This is a genomic window from Shewanella dokdonensis (assembly GCF_018394335.1).
Taxonomy (GTDB): Bacteria; Pseudomonadota; Gammaproteobacteria; order Enterobacterales; family Shewanellaceae; genus Shewanella; species Shewanella dokdonensis.
Genome location: NZ_CP074572.1, coordinates 3,176,878 through 3,194,990 on the forward strand (window position 1 = coordinate 3,176,878; position 18,113 = coordinate 3,194,990).

Here is an 18,113-nt window from a genome sequence, read left to right on the forward strand (position 1 = left end):
AACAAAATGAGCGGATTCACTTTAATCGAAGTGATGATAGTGGTGGTGATTGTTGGGATCTTGGCGGCAATTGCTTATCCATCATACATTGATTATGTGACGCGTAGTAATCGTTCAGAGGGGCAGGCGGCGTTGTTGCGCGTAGCTAATCTGCAGGAACAGTATTATCTGGACAATCGCACTTATGCTGAAGATATGACCAAATTAGGGCTAGGGGCAGATCCATATCTTACCGACAGTAAGTTATATCGTGTGGATTCGGTTGGTACCAGCAGTTTTACCTTAACGGCTACCCCGCAAGGCTCTCAGGCGACGCGAGATACTAAATGTCCTACTATTACGCTGACCGATACCGGGGTAAAAGGCCCTTCTGCGGAGTGTTGGAAATGAATAAATATATTTTTAGGGACGCTGTTGGCTCTTGGCTGTACCCAGGTGCAGGCAGCTAAGCAGAGTTATAAGTGTTATCTGCTGACCACCGAAGGCGAGGAGATCGCCTTTTATCGCTGGAATGAACCGGACTTGCCGACTAAACAGGCTGCGTTGGTGGCGACCAAGCGCAAAGATAACCAAGGTAAGACATACTACATCAAGGATGTAAAAGAATGCGTACTTTTATCCGAGGCGTTTTCATCGGCACAAGCTCAGGCGTTAGATAAACAAACGCTGCGTTGAGTTAGTGTTGTGGCAGGCGTAAGCTCATGCTCCCGCCTCTACAATTGCTGCGCATTAATATAACGCTGACGCTTTTTATCCTTTAATTTTTCAAGATCGACTAATACTAACCCGTCAATACAGTCAGCAAAATCAGCATCAATGCCAAATGCCAGGAATTGTACCCCGTGAGGTTGGCATAGTTCACCATACTGTTTATATAGTGTTGGCACCGCAGCCCCCATGCTCGCTAGCGTTTGTTTTAGTTGCTTAAACGCCTGTTCATAGTCCATGCCTTGGTAAATCTCGTCTAATTCCCACTTTCTGGTTGGCGGTAATACATAAGGGTGAAACGAATCAGCGAGGTCTTGCGCGGGAAACTGTGATAGATAGAAATGAACCAGCATCTCTTTAGCGGGGGCTGGCAACTGATTGCTGATGGTCACCGGACCAAACAGATAGCGGTACTGCGGATTTTTAGCGAGATATGCGCCAATGCCATACCACAGATAATCTAGGCTACGTTTGCCCCAATATTTAGGTTGTACAAAACTGCGGCCTAACTCTAAACCATCGCGGAAATATGCAGAAAACTGCGGTTGGTATTGAAACAGTGACTCACTATAAAGTGTTTGATTATTATCATGAAGTGCTTGTGCGCTGGCAAAACGGTAGGCACCAACGATTTCCATTTCGGAGCGATCCCACAATACTAGATGCAAATAATGAGGATCATACGGATCGGTATCTCGTCGCTCCCCCGTACCTTCACCAACGGCTCGAAACGCAATCTCCCGCAAGCGGCCAATCTCCCGCATAATAGGATTGCTTCCTTGGTGGCGATATAGATATATCTGTTTGTTGTCTTGTGTTTCCCCTAAAAGCTCACACTCAGATAGTGCCTTGTGCAGTGCTAATCTGTCTTCTGGATGCGCAATGGCTCGTTGCGTACGAAACAGCCCAGGGCGATTCTTGCCAATGCGATACAAGTGATTTTTCAGCAAGGTTACTTTGGTTTTAAGTGGAAAATCGTTACCGTTAACCGCTTCAGCTGGGATCAGTTCTCCAATCCGGATTGGTAGATTACGGTTGGTCTGCTTAAACATCTCTTTGACCAGTAACAGTGTGGCCAAAGGTTTGTACAGCATGGAGGCACCATAGAAGGTCGGTGAGTTACGCGCATCAACAAACATGGGAAGTAGCGGGGCATCGCAGTTGATCGCCATCCTCAGAAAGCCACTGTGCCAGCGTGTGTCTCGCACACCATTTGGACGCAATCGAGAAACTTCACCGGAAGGAAAAATTAACACCGCACCTTCATTCAGCAGGTGTTCGTGAATATTTTCCAGATAATGTCTGGGGGTTCCGCCTGTCATATTGCGCACGGGAAGCAGCAGATTGTGCAATGGCTCTAACGCCATCAGCAGTTCATTCGCCACCACCTTCAGATCGGAACGTATTTCGCTTAATAGTTTTATCAGTACTAGCGCATCAAGAGAGCCAATCGGGTGGTTGGCGAAAATGACGACTCTTCCTTGAGGGGGAATGTTTTCCAGTTGTACATCGGGAACTGTGTAGCTGATATTGAAGGTCTGTAATACCTGTTCAACGAAATCAACACCTTGTAAGTGGCTGAACTGGGTTGCTATTTCATTACACTGTCGCTCATTGAGCAGATACCGCAACATCGCTTTTGTCGGCTTTGCTAGCCAGGGAGCATTATTCAGTTGCGGCAGATTGTCTTCGATGACTTTATCGACAGTAAATATCATGATGATGTCCCAAACTGAGGAGTCGAGTGCCCTGAAGTAAAAACACCTCAGGCATATTCAGTCAGACAATAAGCACAGATAGTGACCGTCGTATGAAGGTGGAATGGCAGTCTTATGACAGGCTAAAGCAGTTTAGGAGCAACCACGGTTGGCTGCTCCTTGACATGTTTAGAAAAATAGATGAGCCATACCGGCAATGACCGGTAATGTAACCAAAGTGCGTAATAGGAAAATAATGAATAGTTCCCAGGCATTCACTGGAATTTTACTGCCAATAAGTAAGGCGCCCACTTCGCTCATGTAAATAAGTTGTGTGACCGATAGCGCCGCGATAATAAAGCGAGTTATTTCGGCGTGAATACCATTACTGGCAAGAATGGAAGGAATAAACATATCGGCAAATCCAACCACTATGGTTTTCGATGCTGCGGTAGCTTCTGGGATATGTAGCCATTCTAGCAGTGGAATAAATGGCATGCCGAGGTAATCAAAAACTGGGGTATATTCAGCAATCATCAACGCGATGGTGCCGATAGCCATCACGACCGGGATGATGCCAAAAACCATGTCGATGACATTTTTAATGCCTTCTTCCACAACTTTGGCGGGGCCACCAATATGCGCCGCCTTATTGAGTGCCAGATGTATGCCCCAAGACAAAGCATGGTGACCAGCAGGGACCGTTTCATCGTCTTTTTTCGGGGCGTTCCATTCAAATACAGATCTTTTTTAAGCGACAGCGGCGGCAACCGCGGTACCACAATAGCGGCTACGACACCCGCTAGGCACACAGTCAGATAAAAGGGCACAAACATCGCTTCCAACCCCACTTGGGTGATAACCACCAAGCTGAATGTGATTGAAACCGCCGAGAAGGTAGTACCAATAATGGCGGCTTCCCGTTGTGTATAAAAGTTGTCTTCATATTGCTTGCTGGTGAGGAGAATACCAACGCTGCCATCACCTAACCAGGAGGCCATACAGTCAATGGCGCTGCGCCCTGGTAGATTGAATAATGGCCGCATAACCGTGGTTAACAAGGTGCCGAATAATTCCAGTAAGCCAAAATTCAGTAACAGTGGCAGCAACAACCCGGCAAAGAAAAACACGCAAAATAACACGGGGAGCAGGTCGTTCATTACCAGTCCGCCAGTATCTGCTGAGCGAATGGCTTCAGGACCGATACCAAAAAAGTTAAGGTGATAAATACTGCTCCGGTCAGTCTGACCAGCAGCCAGAACGGACTGATATTCAACAAGGTATTGAGAAAATGGCGGGTACGAATAACTTTGGGCCGAAACAGCTTAGTGAGTAGTGTGGCCAGCGCCATAAACAGTGAAATTGTCAGAATGATGGTCGTTAACCAGTCGCTTAGCAGATGCTGTAACATCTTTGCCAGAATCGCGACTGGGATTGTAATAGCCCCTGAAAACTCATGGGAGTCATAAACAGCAAGACGCCGATGAGGGATGGGATGATAAAGGTTAAGACGGTTTTCAGACTACGAGTTTGGGATCCGGTCACGTTAAGGCCTGTTGTTATTATTCAAATCTGGCCTGTCGGCCTGCAAAATTATGCAAAATGTTCGCATTAAAGACACAAGGTTACCGCCTCTTGCCGAACATGTAAATTTGTCTGTTGCTGTCGTTCACATCTCACCACATGGCGGCGAATTTTAGGCGTTGCATTGTGATTAAACCTGCCGCCAAGGCGGCGTTGTTGAATAGACTGCAGATCTCCTATTGATGAGATGACAGCTGTTTGTAATTCAAAAAGTTTTCAATATTTTTTGCTATAAATGAGCAAAAGTCCTCATTTATGCAACGATCACTAAGAATTGTTACTTTGCCAAGTGGCATATCAGCTTGTAACAATGTACCTTTGGTGGATGCTATCCGGTATATCCCGGGAACAGTGATATGTGTGGGGCGTAAACTGTTGACTGGCATAGTGGGGACGATAATTACGATGGAAAAAACAGCGTCTGATCAAACTAGCGCTGGGGTTCGGGGTCATTGGACTACTGGGACTATTACTTGGTCTGATAATCTCGATTATTGGATACGATGCTTTGGGTGATGAGCATTTTAATCTCACCAATTATACGATGAGTGAGTTGGGTAATTACGGCCATTCTCCTTTTGCTGTTGCGTTAAACGGTGGACTGTTCTTTGGTAGCTTGTGTCTGGTGTTATTCAGCCTGTACTCGTTGCAGCTTTCCCGCAGTCTTACTGGTGCCATCAGCTTCTTTTCCCTAGCGCTGAGTTGCATGAGCTTGGCCGGTATCGGACTCTTTCCGGTCAATGTCTACCATTTGCATGTCTTCATGTTGAAATGGTTCTTTATCTTCAGCTGTATCAGTGCCTTGGTATACTTGGTGAATCAGACGTTAACACAACCGCCAAGCGGTATGCGTTGGAGCTGCCTGCCAGCATTATTAAGCTGCATCAGTTTCGCTATGTTCCTGTTTTTGCCTTTGTTTGAACTGGATGTTACCGAAGGCAATCGGCCTTTCTATCATGAGATGGTGCTGGAAGGGACAAGGCCGGCGCTCTGGTGGCCGGCACTGCTGCAATGGATCAGTCTTGGTTGTTTTCTGTTGTGGTTAGCGGTACTGCTATATGAGCGTTTTCGTTCGCGGGAATGAGCGACTAGGGTTGGACAGACAGTTTCATTCCCGCCTCACCATACCAATAGCCGTTACATGCATCAGTTGTTACCTCCCCAATTTCTCCCGCCATTAATGCGCTAGCAACGGCAATGCAGTCGTCAGAGAACGGAGACACTCTGAACCACGATACGCCCATAGTAGCCATCGTTGAGAACTGCTGGCGTAAGTCGCAACAAGCCGCCGATTGCGTCTGAATGCCATTTAGCCGTAGCAAAGGTTGATGCTCCTGGGTCTGGGCCAATACTCCGCGAGGATATTGTACACAGGCCATGTCGCAGCCATCTTTCGCTAATCCCTTTAGCCTAGCAGTAAAACAGCGAGCCGAATGCGCCAGCGGTAAATGACCATAACCTATGACTTCTACTTCATAGTCAGTGGCTGGGGTTGATACTTGGCGTAACCAGTCGCGAGATAGGTCAACCGGCATCACAAAGCGCTGCATGCCCCAGGTGGCCATTTTATCCAGTGTGGCGCGGTTGTAGTTGTTGAGACTGGGGCCGCAGACAAAAGGTAACTTCAGTTCGCGGGCCATCGCGACTGCGGCCATATCGTTGGCCTCAATCATAAACTCACCATTCGCTATTTGTTTGCGCAGTTCGGTGAGTTCTGAGCTGTTCTCAATGAGAGCAAGGGTGGAGAGGATCACCTGCTTGCCCGATGCTTGCAACAGTTTGGCGAGTGCTAAATAGTCACTCCATTTTACCTGTCGGCGTCGGGTACAGACAGTTTCGCCCAAATAAACCAAAGGGATATCACTCTCGGCGACCTTTTCATAAAAAGCATATACATTGGATTTAGGCCAGCAGTACATGAGTGGCCCTAATGAAATTTGCATCAAATATTTCCTATTGCCAGCTACGTTCGTAGGCTCCAAGTGTGGTCGTTTGCCCTTCGGAAACTTTAGCTAAGGCTGCTTGCCAATCTGCTTGTGCCTGAAAACATTCTGGTGCCGCAAGATATTTATCCAGTGCGGCCCGCCACACTTTGGTGACTTGTTCCACATAGGCTGGGCTACGTTGCCGCCCCTCAATTTTTAGCGACACGACACCCGCAGCGGCGAGTTCAGGGATAAGATCCAGCGTGCTGAGGCTTGTTGGTGACTCCAGCAAAAATTGCGGATTGGTCGTATCCTCGGTGAGATATCGGCCTTTACAGACCACCGGATAGCCCATCTGTTCCTTAATGCCGGAGCAGTCAATCAATACGTCATTGAGCCTAGTCAGTCGCTTGCCGTCTTGTTCTTGCCAACGCACATGGCGAGCTGGGGAACAAGACCCTCCAGAATTGGGGGATTCCCCTGTTACATAAGAGGATAACTGGCACCGGCCTTCTGCCATGATACAGAGGCTGCCAAAGGCAAAGACTTCAAGATCCACCGGACTGACTTTTGCGAGGTCTTTGACCTGCTTGATTGATAATACTCTGGGCAGCACCGCACGCCGAATATTGAACTGCTCCCGGTAAAAACTGAGCGCTGCCAAGTTAGTTGCACTGGCTTGCACCGAAAGGTGTAACGGTAATTCTGGATAATGCTGGTGTGCGTAATCCAGTAATGAGATATCCGCCACAATCAAGCCATGAGCACCACTTTCCGCCGCTAAATCAATGGCCTGATACCAGCGTTTTTCCTGACCAGGTTGCGGGAAGGTATTAATGGTTAAATAGAATTTGCGTTTACTACTATTGACCAGTTTTGCGGCTTCTTGCAATTTTTGCGGTGTAAAGTTGAGCCCGGCAAATGAACGAGCATTGGTATCATCTTTTAAGCCTAAATATACCGCGTCAGCCCCAGCATTCAGTGCAGCTTTGAGCGACGCTAGATTGCCTGCGGGGCACAGAAGTTCCATGTCTTAAACTGCTCCCTTAACTAATATGAAAGGGGCAAGTGTATCGGTGTTTGATCCCTGAAGAATTGATGTAAAACAGGTTTGAGATCATAAATTTTGGCTAAAATGCCAAGTTGGTAACCCTTTATGGAGAAAAGAGAATGCGTGGTGAGCTATTGTCTCAAATGGCCAAAGACTTGTTGAATATGGCACCTAAAATAGCGTCAAAGCCACTGGGTATTGTTCCTTTTGTCGTGAAAGCCAAGGTGTTGCAACAACTATTGCAACATCTGTTGGCCGAGCAGATTAACGATGGCGAACTGGATTTTCTGGTGGAAAACTGGGTTGCGGTGGAAGTCCCTGATCTGCAACTGTCATTTGAAGTCAGTTTTAATGAGCATTTTACGGTGCGACCAGTGACATCCCCTAAAGTGACCTTTAGTGCCAATAGCAGTGACTTGCTACTGGTTGTAGCCGGTAAGGAAGATCCTGACACGTTGTTTTTTCAGCGCCGTTTGTGTATTGAAGGTGATACTGAACTGGGCCTTGAAGTGAAAAATCTACTGTTGGCTATTGATTTACAACGTTTGCCCGTGGCTGTGCGCACATTGCTGGACAAGCTAGCAAAATCACTGCTGTGGCTTCAGACAACTTCTGGGGCTGATGTACAGTTGAGCTAAAAAAGAGCGACCCAAACGGGTCGCTTAACATTTCAGACACACATTCTGAAAATCGCGCTATTCAAAAGGGAGGATATGATGAAAATCAAAACCTATCGGTTGTTATGATTCCTTCCTACCAAATTAGTTCCCATATCTGCACTTTAATTTATAAAAATAGCTGAGAGGCTCCGCGAGTCTGCACTTCGGCCTTTTAATCCTTCGTAAATGACACATAAAAAAATGGCAACCCAAAGGGTTGCCAACAAAATTTAACTAAAGGTGTAAAGTGCGCTAGAACCATACACCTTACAAGGGAGACAATGATGAACACGAAAATTCGTTTCATAAAGTAAGACTCTCAGGATCTTAAATAGTTCATCGCCATCGGGTGTTTTTGCATAAAAAAATGAATATTTAGCGATTAATATTTAACTAATTGATTTTAATATAAAAATTTCTTGTTTTGTTTTCGCTGTTCCAAAAAAACGGCAACCATTTGGTTGCCGCAACTTCAATCACATTGGAACAGACAATCACTGTGCGCTAGAACAATGCTTGCCAAAAGGGAGATGATGAAACACAAGACCATGTCTTACTTAGTAAGATAAGTTGCTAGCAATAAAGTTCCCGTATAAATAAAAATTTTCTCGTTATTGTTGATAGTGAAAAAAACGGCAACCATCCGGTTGCCGAAAAAGAAGGAATTTACAAGGAGTAGAATCCGATAGTGGGACATCCGGTTAAAAGGGAACACCGGAATTATCGGTTCTGTAATTAAGACCGTCGGGCTAATGGTCAGTTCCATAAGCAGTAAAAAATATAAAAAAAGGCAATCACATCGGATTGCCTTCTGATCCATCTGGATCAATTGGGGCTGCGCTAGAAGCCCCGCTAGGGAGAATGATGAACAAATAATCTCTGCTCACATAGTTGGAACCGTTGAATCTGAAAAGGTTCCAGAAATTATTTAAAAATAAATCAATTTTATTTTAAGGCTAATAATTCAGAGAGTTGTGTCTCTATCGCTGCTGGTTTGGTGGTGGGAGCAAAGCGACCAGCAACTTTGCCATCTCGTGTAATCAAAAATTTGCTGAAGTTCCATTTTATTGCCTGTGACCCAAGAAAACCGGGTGCTTGCTGTTTTAACCACTGATATAACGGGTGGGTGTCTGGCCCATTGACAGCAACTTTGGCAAACATAGGAAAGCTAACCCCATAGTTTAACTGGCAAAACTGGTTTATCTGTTCATTGCTACCCGGTTCTTGTGAGCCAAACTGGTTACAGGGAAATCCCAGAATGACCAGCCCCTGCGCGGCGTATGTTTGATATAGCTGTTCCAGTCCGGCATATTGAGGTGTAAATCCGCATTTGCTCGCGGTATTGACGATTAACAATACCTTGCCTTTATAGCGGGAAAGGTTAACGGTATTGCCTGTTATATCGGTAACTTCAAAGTCATAAATGCTGTTATACATGGATGTTGCCTAGTTATTGGTCTTAGCAAAGTATAGCCAGATAATAACATTGCGAACAATTATATTGTAAGCAATTTAAATGGGTGGCAGAACTATCAGCCATAGCGGAATACTGCCCTTCAGAAGGGGGCGATGAATGTTTGCTAGTCGTATTTTCGCCAACATTAGTAACAGGCGCGACAATTGTCACGCCTGCGGTCACTACCAGATGCTAGGGCTATTGCTGGGGAACGATGGCATTGAAATCCTGTTGCAGGTTTTGGCCTGCGGTGATTGAGATTTCATGAAATTGTGTTGTGGGATCTGGGATGCTGATGCCGTCAAACTGATCCGGATCATCATTTTCGCTGCTGCACGTAAATGCCACCGTATAATCTCCGGTAGGTAAATAACCGAAGCTATAACTACCGTAGTTTCCCGAGATCCACATGACATCGGTGGAGGCATAGGGGGCAATGATTCCCTCAGGTAATACGGTGGTATTGGTTGCGGGATCATAGTTGTCTGCAAGTTTGGTCAGATCCAGATTGTGCCCTGGGTAGAGGTAGACAAAATTTCCGGTGTCGTTGTTGCAACTGCCGGCATTGAACAAGTTCACGTCAACATTGCCCGATAATGCTGCAACGGCGGCATTATTGAGAATTTTCACCCCGTGGGGTTTTAGGTTGTAACGTCCGCCATTACGGTTTTCAACCAAGGATTGGCGGAGGTCAAACTCGATAGTGAAGCTTTGCACGCTATCTTGACTGACGGTAAAGCTGCCTAGCTGTAGTTTTTGACTGGGTTGTTTAAGCGGAATTTGACCATTTTCACCGACGACATAGCTCAGATCTGAGCCCGTGGATTCATCAAGAATATGTAAGATGAGGTTGTCATAAGTACCGGTGGGAATGCTCTGATCTGTGATGATCGTACTGCTGTCAGTCCCCTGATATTGCATCAGATCCAACTGCCGATAGCTGGCGCCATTTGGGCCTGTGACATCAAGCACGATATTATCCTGACCATTTTTGACCAGCTCAATTTTATCAAAGGCAATGACTACCTGTTGGGCATTGTCTACTGGGGCATCGGATACGGCAAAAGACACCTTCGCGGTGTTGACGGACGCGGGACTATCACTGCCACCACAAGCGGCCAGCATCAATGAGGTAATGACTGGCGTTAGAACTGTAAGTTTGCTGTGTGTCATCGAGTTTCTCCATTTAAACCATCTGTGTTGTAAAAAGGTATTTACAAACATTTAAAACGGTTTACACCGTAAGTCGAACATACTTAACCTCCACTGAACACTGAACACTGAACACTGAACACTGAACACTGAACACTGAACACTGAACACTGAACACTGAACACTGAACACTGAACACTAGATGCAGCTAAGCGACTTCGGCTGTTTTACAATCATTAGCGGATGCGTTTTCAGTATAGTAAATTGCCGCTGTGGCAATGGTGATGCACTGACCTATTGCGCGAGGGTAGTGTGTTACACTTTGCTACTCTGTAATCGTCTCAAGCGTGTTTTATATGGTTATCAGCCTGTACTGTTATCGTGTGGCAATTGGCTGCCCTGCGCGAGTAACGACATCGGGAACGGCTAGCAAAGCATTCAGGCAACAACTCTTACGGGCGTGCCTTTCTCATCACACCACTGGTACACCACAAGATTGGCAGTTTGAAGTTGGCGCTTATGGTAAGCCTGCACTTATTATGGCGCAGCAGCTTCGTTATAAATTACAGTTCAATTTAAGCCATAGTCAGCATTGGCTAGTGCTGGCGGTTGCCGAAGGGCTGCGCCTTCGACCCAAATCGGGGTTGATGTTGAAGTGCCGAAGGCCAAACGTAATACACTGGAGATTGCTAGGCACTGTTTTGCTGAGAGTGAATGGACACAGCTGCAAGCGTTAGCAAGCACAGCTGCTACGGCTGCCTTTTACCGTTTATGGGTATTGAAAGAGTCATATGTGAAAGCTACTGGGCGCGGTTTGACCCAAGCTCTTAGCGCCTTCAATTTCAGTCCGGTCATCGCCGCCGAACGACCAGTTCCTCAGTGGGAAGTGGTCGATAGCCGTGGGGTGGATGATAACTATTTGTGGCGCCATTTTTATATCCCTTGGGGCAGCGGGCATGTGGGGCTAACGGTTGGGGAGCCCCATCCTGTGGCGAGCGGGAGTGGGCCTGAGTTGCAAATTTTTGTGGTGGAGCAACTCGGTCCTGAACAGTGGCAGTTTGCTCCCAGTGTGCCAGAGGCTATTGTCTAGCAAGACGATTACTTTCCGGAGCATGCTCAAAATCGCTGCGAAACGGGTTGATATCCAAGCCGCCACGACGAGTATAACGGGCATATACCGTTAGTTTACTGCAGTTACAGTAGCGCTTAAGATCAGTAAATATGCGTTCTACACACTGCTCATGGAACTCATTGTGCTGCCGAAAGGAGATCAAGTAACGCAGCAGTTTTTCCCGGTCTATTTTGGGCCCTTGATAACGGATCATCACACTGCCCCAATCGGGTTGTGAGGTGATCAAACAGTTGGATTTTAACAGATTGGAATTAAGCGTTTCCGCTACCATCTGTTTACTGTCAGTGCTATTTCGTAGCCAATCAGCATTAAAAGAATATTCAACAACTTCAATATCTTGATCATCAATACACGTCCCTGGCAGTTCTTTAATCCGCAAAGAAGCAAACTGTTTTGGTTCTATGATATGCACTTCGACGGATCCCTCGGCGCAGCGGGACAGATCTTCTTCTAACAGTTGTTGGAGTTTTTCAATCGATTCAATTTGGGTCTGATTGAAGCTGTTGAGATATAACTTGAACGATTTTGATTCCACCAGATTGCGACTGTTGGCATCCAAGCGCACTTCAGCTATGGCCACCATAGGTTTGCCTTTACTATTTAACCAAGACAGTTCATATGCGCTCCAGATATCTACGCCGTGAAAAGGCATAGGCTCTGATAGCGACAGCGCATCCCGGTTTAATTTGCGGGGTACAGGTTGCAGCAACGCTGGTGAGTAATGTTCTTGATATCGGGTCGCTTTGCCGAGAGTCAGATTAGCCAGCGCCTCAGCGTTGTCATAAGGGGTTGATTCTGTGTCATCAATGGTGATTTCATGCCAAAATATTAAAACATTATACCTTAATTACACGAGGTCTTAAGTGTCTTGTACAGAGGCTCTTGAACAATTATTTGCGCGGTACCAGCAATGTTATCAGTCAGTGTTGGGGGAATTCCCTCGTTACTACGCCGAAGGTGAGGCCTCCCGTTGTATTTTAGCTGGGGAACAAGAAGATCCTGTGCAATGGCAGGCCGTGAGTCGGCAACCAGCCGCATCCTTTGCCAATGTCAGTGAGGCGTTATCCTTGCCTCTGCATCCAGATATTGAACATTTTTATGGGCATTTTTTTGCCGGCCCAATTCAGTTTGACTCGCCGTTTGGCAGTGGTGAACTACTGCAGGTGTGGAATGAAAAAGACTTTGAGTATCTGCAGGAGAACATTATTGGTCATCTGATGATGAAACAGAAACTCAAACAGGCCCCCACATGGTTTGTAGGAATATTGCATCAGCAAGATGACATGTTGACGGTAGATAACCAGGATGGCTCTGTATGGCGCGAACGCCCTGGCGAAGTGGCCAGTGAGCGGCTCGCGGATAGTCTGGCGGTATTTTTAACGCTACTGAGTCCGCGTGTGGCGCCAGCCGAACGTTATCAGGAACTTGGTGCTTCGCAATCGGATGCTGCGCATCCTGGTATTTTTAACAGCCTTAAACGTATGTGGCATAACTTGTTGGGTAAGCGTTAAGACTTACTGAAAGTCCCATGAAAGATTAGAGACTATCCGGCAGTTGTCACAACGAAAGTGAAACAATTCCAGCAATGGTTCGGGCTGGTACCAGTGATGATTGCCGCAGCGAGGGCAGGGGCGCAGTAACTCCTGTTCGCGACTTTCCCTCCAACCCGATATAAATAATAGTAGGTCGGTATTTTTGTAAGATATTCAATGCGTCCACGCAGATCCCAGCCCCGGCGGAATAGGTCACTGTCGATATCACTTAACTCATGTAAAGCGGCAAATTCAGCGGCGGTGGCTGACGCCATTTGCAGTTCATCGCAAGCCTGCCATTCGGTTTGCCAGCGGATGAGTTGTTTATGGTCGCCATTGAAGGTAGCGGGTAACTGATATAAAGGGATTGGTAATAAGGAGTCGCCGCTCCGTAGTGGCGAGCACATATGGACATAACTGGTGTATAGCAATTGCCAGGATGGTGGCTCGCTGCAACTGATCTCTGAATTAATATCCTGACCGAGGATTTTTTCCCGAGGTGCTAGTAGTTTGGCCTTCGATAACTGAGCAAGCGCCTGTTTGGCCCAAGGGCTGTTATGGCGATGCGCTAAACTGTGTTCTTCTGGTAACAGCAATCGTACGCGAAAAGAACCTTCATGTAATGCCACCGCGAACTCTCTACCCAGCACTTGACCGTTAGCCCGCCAGGCTTCAAGCAGATGATTAATCGCCTGTTCCGCCAGTGAAATGGTGGTATCTGCAAAGCAATCAAAGCGCAACTCACAGACAAACATCAGTTCTGCTCCCTCGGTGCGTTTTCTAGTCGCTGCAGTCGCTGTCCCAATTGTTGACAGTATTCTTGCAAGCTAATGAGCTGTTTTTGCATGTTTTCAACTTGTTGTTCGATAGCCGATGGTGACGATGGTGCATTAATCGGCGTCATGTTGGGTATTGCTGAAAAACTAGCGATTTCACTCTCTGACATGGTTTTAAATCGTTGCAACCCCGCAACCAATATTGGCAGTGGCATCTTGCTGCCGACCTTCGCTTTTACCAGCGCTAATGTAGGTGTTTGACCATTTTGGCTGATGGTAATTGCAGCGGCAATCACTGGGGTTAGTTCATGTGACATAGTGGTTGAAAACCTCACTCATTAGTCTAAAAAGTCATAGCAAGAATGATATTAAATATAACATATTGAAAATAAACAATAAAAATATTGGTCTGTAATTTGCCTGTTATGAGGTTCGTGGATGAAATATTAACTGATACCAAGGAGAATAAATGAATAAAGCATTATTACCCCTGCTGGGGCTTGCCAGCTTAGGCTTAAGTGCTTGTGTGGTCAATGTGGGCGGCGATGAAGACTGGCATGATGATAGTTCATGGAAAGCACTGCAACATAAGAATCAGCAGTTGATTTCACAATTAACACTCGGGATGTCTCAACAAAAAGTACAAGAGATTATGGGTCCGGCAGAGTTTAGCGAAGCCTTTATGGCCCATGGCGATGCAGTACAGGTATTGTACTACCGCACTCGACATGTACACAGTGATGGCAAGACCACAAAAGATGAGTGTACGCCGCTCATTTTCAAGCAACAGCAGCTGCTCGGCTGGGGGACAAAGCGTACGAACAGCTTTAAAGCTTAGCGTCGTAGTGATGTATCCAAGTGATCGATCACTTCCGCCCATTGGGCATCGGCATCCAAAGACTCTCTTAAAAAGGCGCTTTGTGCTGGTGTCCAGAATGGGGCATCCTCCAGCCGGACGCTTTGGGGCAGATAATGGCGTTTAAAAAATCTTTTATTGCGGTATCGCTGCTTTCAAGCCCTAATTGTTGGAACAGTGCCGCCATGGTATTCAGACTGGTATCCATTATTTTGCTCCATTCGATAATCAATAAATAAAGTATATCAACTGTTAGCCCGTTCACCCGCCACCACCAAAGTAATTAGCGGTACTCTTTATACTGATATCCAGTCGAAGGCATATCAGCGATATGGTGTGTCTTATATATGGCTTTCCATAATAGCCTGACAGCTTGTGAGATATGTCTTACAAGTGTGTAAGACATATCAGAAAAATTGCGGCTGACATGTCGTCCTGTTTTTATGTAAGTTAATAAAAATCAATCTATTAGCTTGTTATTTTCGAGTGTTGCAGTTATGTGGCAGATGTTGTTAATCCGTTTGGCCGCTATTTTTGTACCCCTTTAGGGTAATATTTGAAGCGTCCAAGGAACGGTACTTAAAGGAGATTGTCAGGATGACGGTCAACTGAAAGGATGCAGTGTTCAAGGATGATACAGGGAATGTATGCTGACATGAAGTCAGGTAAATAAGGACGTTAAAATGGTTTCATGACGAAGCCATTATCAGGACAAAGTACAGGATGTTGCCGCAGGATGCTCATGGATGAAATGGGACACGCTTACGGACAGAGCAACGACCGATAAAAGGAACTATCGGCTGAAAGGGACTGGTACTAGGGTACAGGGATTCACCAGGACGGTAAGGGAGCAATGGACGCATCTCATTCGCAAGGATGGAGCAGGGAAGCAATTGCATAGCGGGAAGGCTTAGCAAAGTGATAGAAGGGCGCGACTCGGTGAGTCGCGCCCATTCTTTTTGTGTGGGCGATAACTGTTGCTACTTAGTGGCAGCCGCCGGAACTACAGCCGCCGCAACCGCCTCCGACCTTACCGCGATTAGTTGGTGCTTGGCTCCAGTCTGGTTCGGGAAATATCGGCCACTCAATTTTTTGAATGCGTTTCCCAAGCATGTGGATATGCCCTTTAAACTGATTAATTCCATCGGTGCTGAATTCAAATTGAAAACTGGCTTTCCAGCCTAAGCCCGCACCGCCGAGACTCGGACGAGCCGACGCCATAGCCACAGACAATAACTGCACGCGTTGGCGCTGTACTTCACGTTCAGCAAATTGGCGACAAATTTCAGCCATTTGGCGCAGTTGCCAGAAAAATGCCGCAATTACCACCACTCCTGCCATCAAAAGAAAATCAGTCATCATTTCTGCGTGTTCCTGAAGAGTCCGCCGATAGCGGCACTGAGTTGCACACTGCGATCTGGATTACGTAACTCGCTTAACAGCAGCGGACGAATCGCCGGGATCGCCACAATATCAGCAAAGATCCCGTTAAAGAAGTCCTGAGTTTGCAGCGCCAGGGATTCTAGGAAAATTTTGCGGCATGGCGCTTGTTTCAGCACTAACCAGCAGCGTGCGGCAATTGCCAACAAGCACTCCTGACTCAGTTTTTGCTGTGAGGCTATGCTGGTTATTGCGCGGATGCAGTATTGTGGCTGGGAGGCTAAGGCTCTTAAAAATAGGCTTGGACAGCGTCTTCCTGCTGTGGCAGCGCTTGGGTAATGTGTTGTGCCAGTTGCGGTGAAATGGTGATGTGTTCCAATAACTGACATAAAGCGATTTGCACTTCTTTTGCCGTGGAAGCTATGGCATTTAACAACATCGCCGGATGATCCAGTAGATCTGCTCTGGCACAAATGTCGGCCAATCCCTGAAGTCCTACGGCTTGCCATTGGTCGCGGTTTACCTTTCCAGACAGATACTGGCAGGCATATTCATATTGGCTAGATGCGGCTTGCCCGAGTTGACGGCGCACTAAGGCGTTAAACAATGCCAGTTTCTCTTGGGCGGGCCGATAACTGAAAGGGTGGCTGGCCAGTTGCTGTTGTTGTGCTTCGGTCAGCGCTTGCTGAAGGTTTTTCCCCATCGCCGCAAGCAACATTTCAATGAATTGGCTACGTCCCGCCGGATTCAGCAAGCCTTGTTCATCTAACGGTAGTTTCAGAAACCAGATAAAAGGTGCTGAAGGCTGTTCCCAGAATACCAGTGCGAAGCAAGCATGTCCCTGTATCGGGTAAGGGTAGGGGGCGGCCAGGGCTTCAATTTGCCGAAAAGCCATAACATCAAGTGGTTGAACCCTCCGGCCCATATCGTAGATCAGGTATTGACTGTTGGCGGCGTTTAACAGTTCGCCAAACGTAGAAATTGTGTGCATAAGAGATCCATGATGCCAGCTAAGACTGCCGGGCATTATAGGGATAAGCGGTTGCGGATGGTATGATATGGCCTTAATTATTCAGGGAACGGCGGAAATTATGTCTTACCGGCAGACGGCAGAATATCTGCGAACCATTGAACATGAGCTTAAGCGTTTGCAACTGTGGAGCGACACCCATCCATCGGCGGTAGCGCTTGCCAGCACAGCTCCTTTTGCCTGTGACACCTTGCCATTTGAGCATTGGCTCCAGTTTATTTTTCTGCCCAAGATGCAGGTATTAGTTGAACAACAACTACCTTTGCCTACGGAAATTGCCATAGCCCCTATGGCGCACTATGTGTGGGCACAGCGGCCAGTTATGCGTGACTTAATTAATGTGTTGGAGATGTTGGATGAGCTGCTCAGTGGTAAATGATGTGCCATTAGTTGAAGAAACTGCACCACAAATTCAAGTGTTGTTTGAAGATGAGCATCTGGTGGCTATCCATAAACCGGCTGGTTTATTGGTGCATAAAACCTACCTTGCCCGTCATGAAAAATATTTTGCCATGCAGATGACCCGTGATTTAGTGGGGTGTCATGTCTATCCGGTGCATCGGTTGGATCGGCCTACCTCTGGCGTGTTGTTGTTTGCCAAAAGCAGTGCTGTTGCGCATCAATTGTGTGTCCAGTTTGAGTCACGCCAGGTGCGTAAATACTATTTGGCTTTGGTGCGTGGCAATATGTTGGAAGCTGGCCTGCTGGATTATCCATTAAAAGAAGAACTGGATGATGTGGCCGACAAAATGGCCTCTCAGCCACGGCAAGCCCAATCGGCTATTACCCGTTATGAACCGTTGCTCAATGCTGAAATTCCAGTACCATCAGGACGTTATCAGACATCTCGGTTTGCTTTATTGCGGTTGCAGCCATTAACCGGGCGTAAACACCAGTTACGGCGCCATATGGATCATCTAAGACATCCGATCATCGGCGATACTGCCCATGGTGATGGTAAGCAGAACCGTTTTTTTCGTGAACATTTCGGCGTAAATCGGATGTGGTTACTGGCGCAAAAACTGTCACTGACACATCCAGTGACTGGCGCTGAGCTATCTGTTGTGACAGAACCAGAAGCAGAATGGCAGCAAATATTTACCGCCTTGGGCTGGGGCGATGATGAACTATGTTCCGGCAAACCGTGGACGCTTGCCGGAACATAGTGCTAAGCA

At 46.8% G+C, this 18,113-nt stretch carries 16 protein-coding genes and 5 pseudogenes; 9 read left to right on the forward strand and 12 right to left on the reverse strand.

Annotation, left to right across the window (positions count from 1 at the left end; all coding sequences use genetic code 11):
* Positions 1-6 precede the first annotated feature (6 nt).
* Both KHX94_RS15310 and KHX94_RS15315 read left to right on the forward strand, forming a co-directional pair.
* A complete protein-coding gene (locus tag KHX94_RS15310; protein ID WP_280529579.1) occupies positions 7-390 on the forward strand; it encodes a type IV pilin protein in 384 nt (127 codons plus the stop codon).
* Between the two features lie 24 nt (positions 391-414).
* A complete protein-coding gene (locus tag KHX94_RS15315) occupies positions 415-675 on the forward strand; it encodes a TapY2 family type IVa secretion system protein (protein ID WP_213681292.1) in 261 nt (86 codons plus the stop codon).
* 38 nt (positions 676-713) lie between these two features.
* On the opposite strand, the gene olsF is transcribed toward KHX94_RS15315, so the two are convergent.
* Together olsF and KHX94_RS15325 are read right to left on the reverse strand one after the other, a co-directional pair.
* Complete coding sequence (gene olsF / locus KHX94_RS15320; protein ID WP_213681293.1) at positions 714-2,426, reverse strand: bifunctional ornithine lipid synthase OlsF; 1,713 nt, start codon at positions 2,424-2,426, stop codon at positions 714-716.
* A 168-nt stretch (positions 2,427-2,594) separates the two neighbouring features.
* Positions 2,595-3,872, reverse strand: a pseudogene (locus tag KHX94_RS15325) (YjiH family protein).
* 577 nt (positions 3,873-4,449) lie between these two features.
* Between KHX94_RS15325 and KHX94_RS15330 the strand changes: the two are divergent.
* Positions 4,450-5,073: a DUF998 domain-containing protein gene (locus tag KHX94_RS15330; protein WP_342345844.1), complete on the forward strand. Its 624-nt coding sequence runs from the start codon at positions 4,450-4,452 to the stop codon at positions 5,071-5,073.
* A gap of 4 nt (positions 5,074-5,077) precedes the next feature.
* Here KHX94_RS15330 and KHX94_RS15335 read toward each other — a convergent pair whose 3' ends face one another.
* Together KHX94_RS15335 and ubiU are read right to left on the reverse strand one after the other, a co-directional pair.
* Positions 5,078-5,932 (reverse strand): U32 family peptidase, encoded by an 855-nt coding sequence (locus KHX94_RS15335; RefSeq protein WP_213681294.1) that lies wholly within the window; start codon positions 5,930-5,932, stop codon positions 5,078-5,080.
* A 10-nt stretch (positions 5,933-5,942) separates the two neighbouring features.
* Positions 5,943-6,944 (reverse strand): ubiquinone anaerobic biosynthesis protein UbiU, encoded by a 1,002-nt coding sequence (gene ubiU, locus KHX94_RS15340; protein ID WP_213681295.1) that lies wholly within the window; start codon positions 6,942-6,944, stop codon positions 5,943-5,945.
* A 140-nt stretch (positions 6,945-7,084) separates the two neighbouring features.
* On the opposite strand from ubiU, the gene ubiT reads away from it, so the two are divergent.
* A complete protein-coding gene (ubiT, locus tag KHX94_RS15345) occupies positions 7,085-7,603 on the forward strand; it encodes a ubiquinone anaerobic biosynthesis accessory factor UbiT (protein WP_213681296.1) in 519 nt (172 codons plus the stop codon).
* Between the two features lie 966 nt (positions 7,604-8,569).
* Here ubiT and KHX94_RS15350 read toward each other — a convergent pair.
* Together KHX94_RS15350 and KHX94_RS15355 are read right to left on the reverse strand one after the other, a co-directional pair.
* On the reverse strand, positions 8,570-9,061 hold the full coding sequence (locus KHX94_RS15350) for a glutathione peroxidase (protein WP_213681297.1): 492 nt from the start codon (positions 9,059-9,061) through the stop codon (positions 8,570-8,572).
* Between the two features lie 217 nt (positions 9,062-9,278).
* On the reverse strand, positions 9,279-10,253 hold the full coding sequence (locus tag KHX94_RS15355; protein WP_213681298.1) for a DUF4382 domain-containing protein: 975 nt from the start codon (positions 10,251-10,253) through the stop codon (positions 9,279-9,281).
* 571 nt (positions 10,254-10,824) lie between these two features.
* Between KHX94_RS15355 and KHX94_RS15360 the strand changes: the two genes are divergently transcribed.
* Complete coding sequence (locus KHX94_RS15360) at positions 10,825-11,322, forward strand: 4'-phosphopantetheinyl transferase family protein (protein ID WP_280529580.1); 498 nt, start codon at positions 10,825-10,827, stop codon at positions 11,320-11,322.
* Here KHX94_RS15360 and queF read toward each other — a convergent pair.
* Positions 11,312-12,168, reverse strand: a pseudogene (gene queF / locus KHX94_RS15365) (NADPH-dependent 7-cyano-7-deazaguanine reductase QueF). The gene KHX94_RS15360 and the pseudogene queF sit on opposite strands and share 11 nt — an antisense overlap.
* A 59-nt stretch (positions 12,169-12,227) precedes the next feature.
* Between queF and syd the strand changes: the two are divergent.
* The gene (gene syd, locus KHX94_RS15370; RefSeq protein WP_213681300.1) at positions 12,228-12,875 is read left to right on the forward strand and encodes a SecY-interacting protein; all 648 of its coding nucleotides are present in this window, start codon (positions 12,228-12,230) and stop codon (positions 12,873-12,875) included.
* Between the two features lie 3 nt (positions 12,876-12,878).
* On the opposite strand, the pseudogene KHX94_RS15375 reads toward syd, so the two are convergent.
* Together KHX94_RS15375 and KHX94_RS15380 are read right to left on the reverse strand one after the other, a co-directional pair.
* Positions 12,879-13,651 (reverse strand): annotated as a pseudogene (locus KHX94_RS15375) (Zn-ribbon-containing protein).
* Positions 13,651-13,989 carry a hypothetical protein gene (locus KHX94_RS15380; protein WP_213681301.1) on the reverse strand — a complete coding sequence of 113 codons (339 nt, stop codon included), beginning with the start codon at positions 13,987-13,989 and terminating at the stop codon, positions 13,651-13,653. The pseudogene KHX94_RS15375 and the gene KHX94_RS15380 overlap by 1 nt, the downstream one beginning before the upstream one ends.
* Before the next feature lie 152 nt (positions 13,990-14,141).
* On the opposite strand from KHX94_RS15380, the gene KHX94_RS15385 reads away from it, so the two are divergent.
* Positions 14,142-14,510, forward strand: coding sequence for a DUF3192 domain-containing protein (locus KHX94_RS15385; protein ID WP_213681302.1), 369 nt, complete (start codon positions 14,142-14,144; stop codon positions 14,508-14,510).
* Here KHX94_RS15385 and KHX94_RS15390 read toward each other — a convergent pair.
* The 3 genes and pseudogenes from KHX94_RS15390 to KHX94_RS15400 all read right to left on the reverse strand — a co-directional run bounded on the left by KHX94_RS15390 (position 14,507) and on the right by KHX94_RS15400 (position 16,899).
* Positions 14,507-14,736 (reverse strand): annotated as a pseudogene (locus tag KHX94_RS15390) (DUF2789 domain-containing protein). The gene KHX94_RS15385 and the pseudogene KHX94_RS15390 sit on opposite strands and share 4 nt — an antisense overlap.
* Before the next feature lie 776 nt (positions 14,737-15,512).
* The gene (locus KHX94_RS15395) at positions 15,513-15,890 is read right to left on the reverse strand and encodes a DUF3301 domain-containing protein (protein WP_213681303.1); all 378 of its coding nucleotides are present in this window, start codon (positions 15,888-15,890) and stop codon (positions 15,513-15,515) included.
* Positions 15,887-16,899: pseudogene (locus tag KHX94_RS15400) on the reverse strand (DUF3549 family protein). Before KHX94_RS15400 ends, KHX94_RS15395 begins: the two are co-directional and overlap by 4 nt.
* 100 nt (positions 16,900-16,999) lie before the next feature.
* On the opposite strand from KHX94_RS15400, the gene KHX94_RS15405 reads away from it, so the two are divergent.
* On the forward strand, positions 17,000-17,317 hold the full coding sequence (locus KHX94_RS15405) for a YqcC family protein (protein ID WP_213683472.1): 318 nt from the start codon (positions 17,000-17,002) through the stop codon (positions 17,315-17,317).
* Positions 17,295-18,104, forward strand: a complete 810-nt coding sequence (truC, locus tag KHX94_RS15410; RefSeq protein WP_244859189.1) for a tRNA pseudouridine(65) synthase TruC — start codon at positions 17,295-17,297, stop codon at positions 18,102-18,104. Before KHX94_RS15405 ends, truC begins: the two co-directional genes overlap by 23 nt.
* Positions 18,105-18,113: the final 9 nt, after the last annotated feature.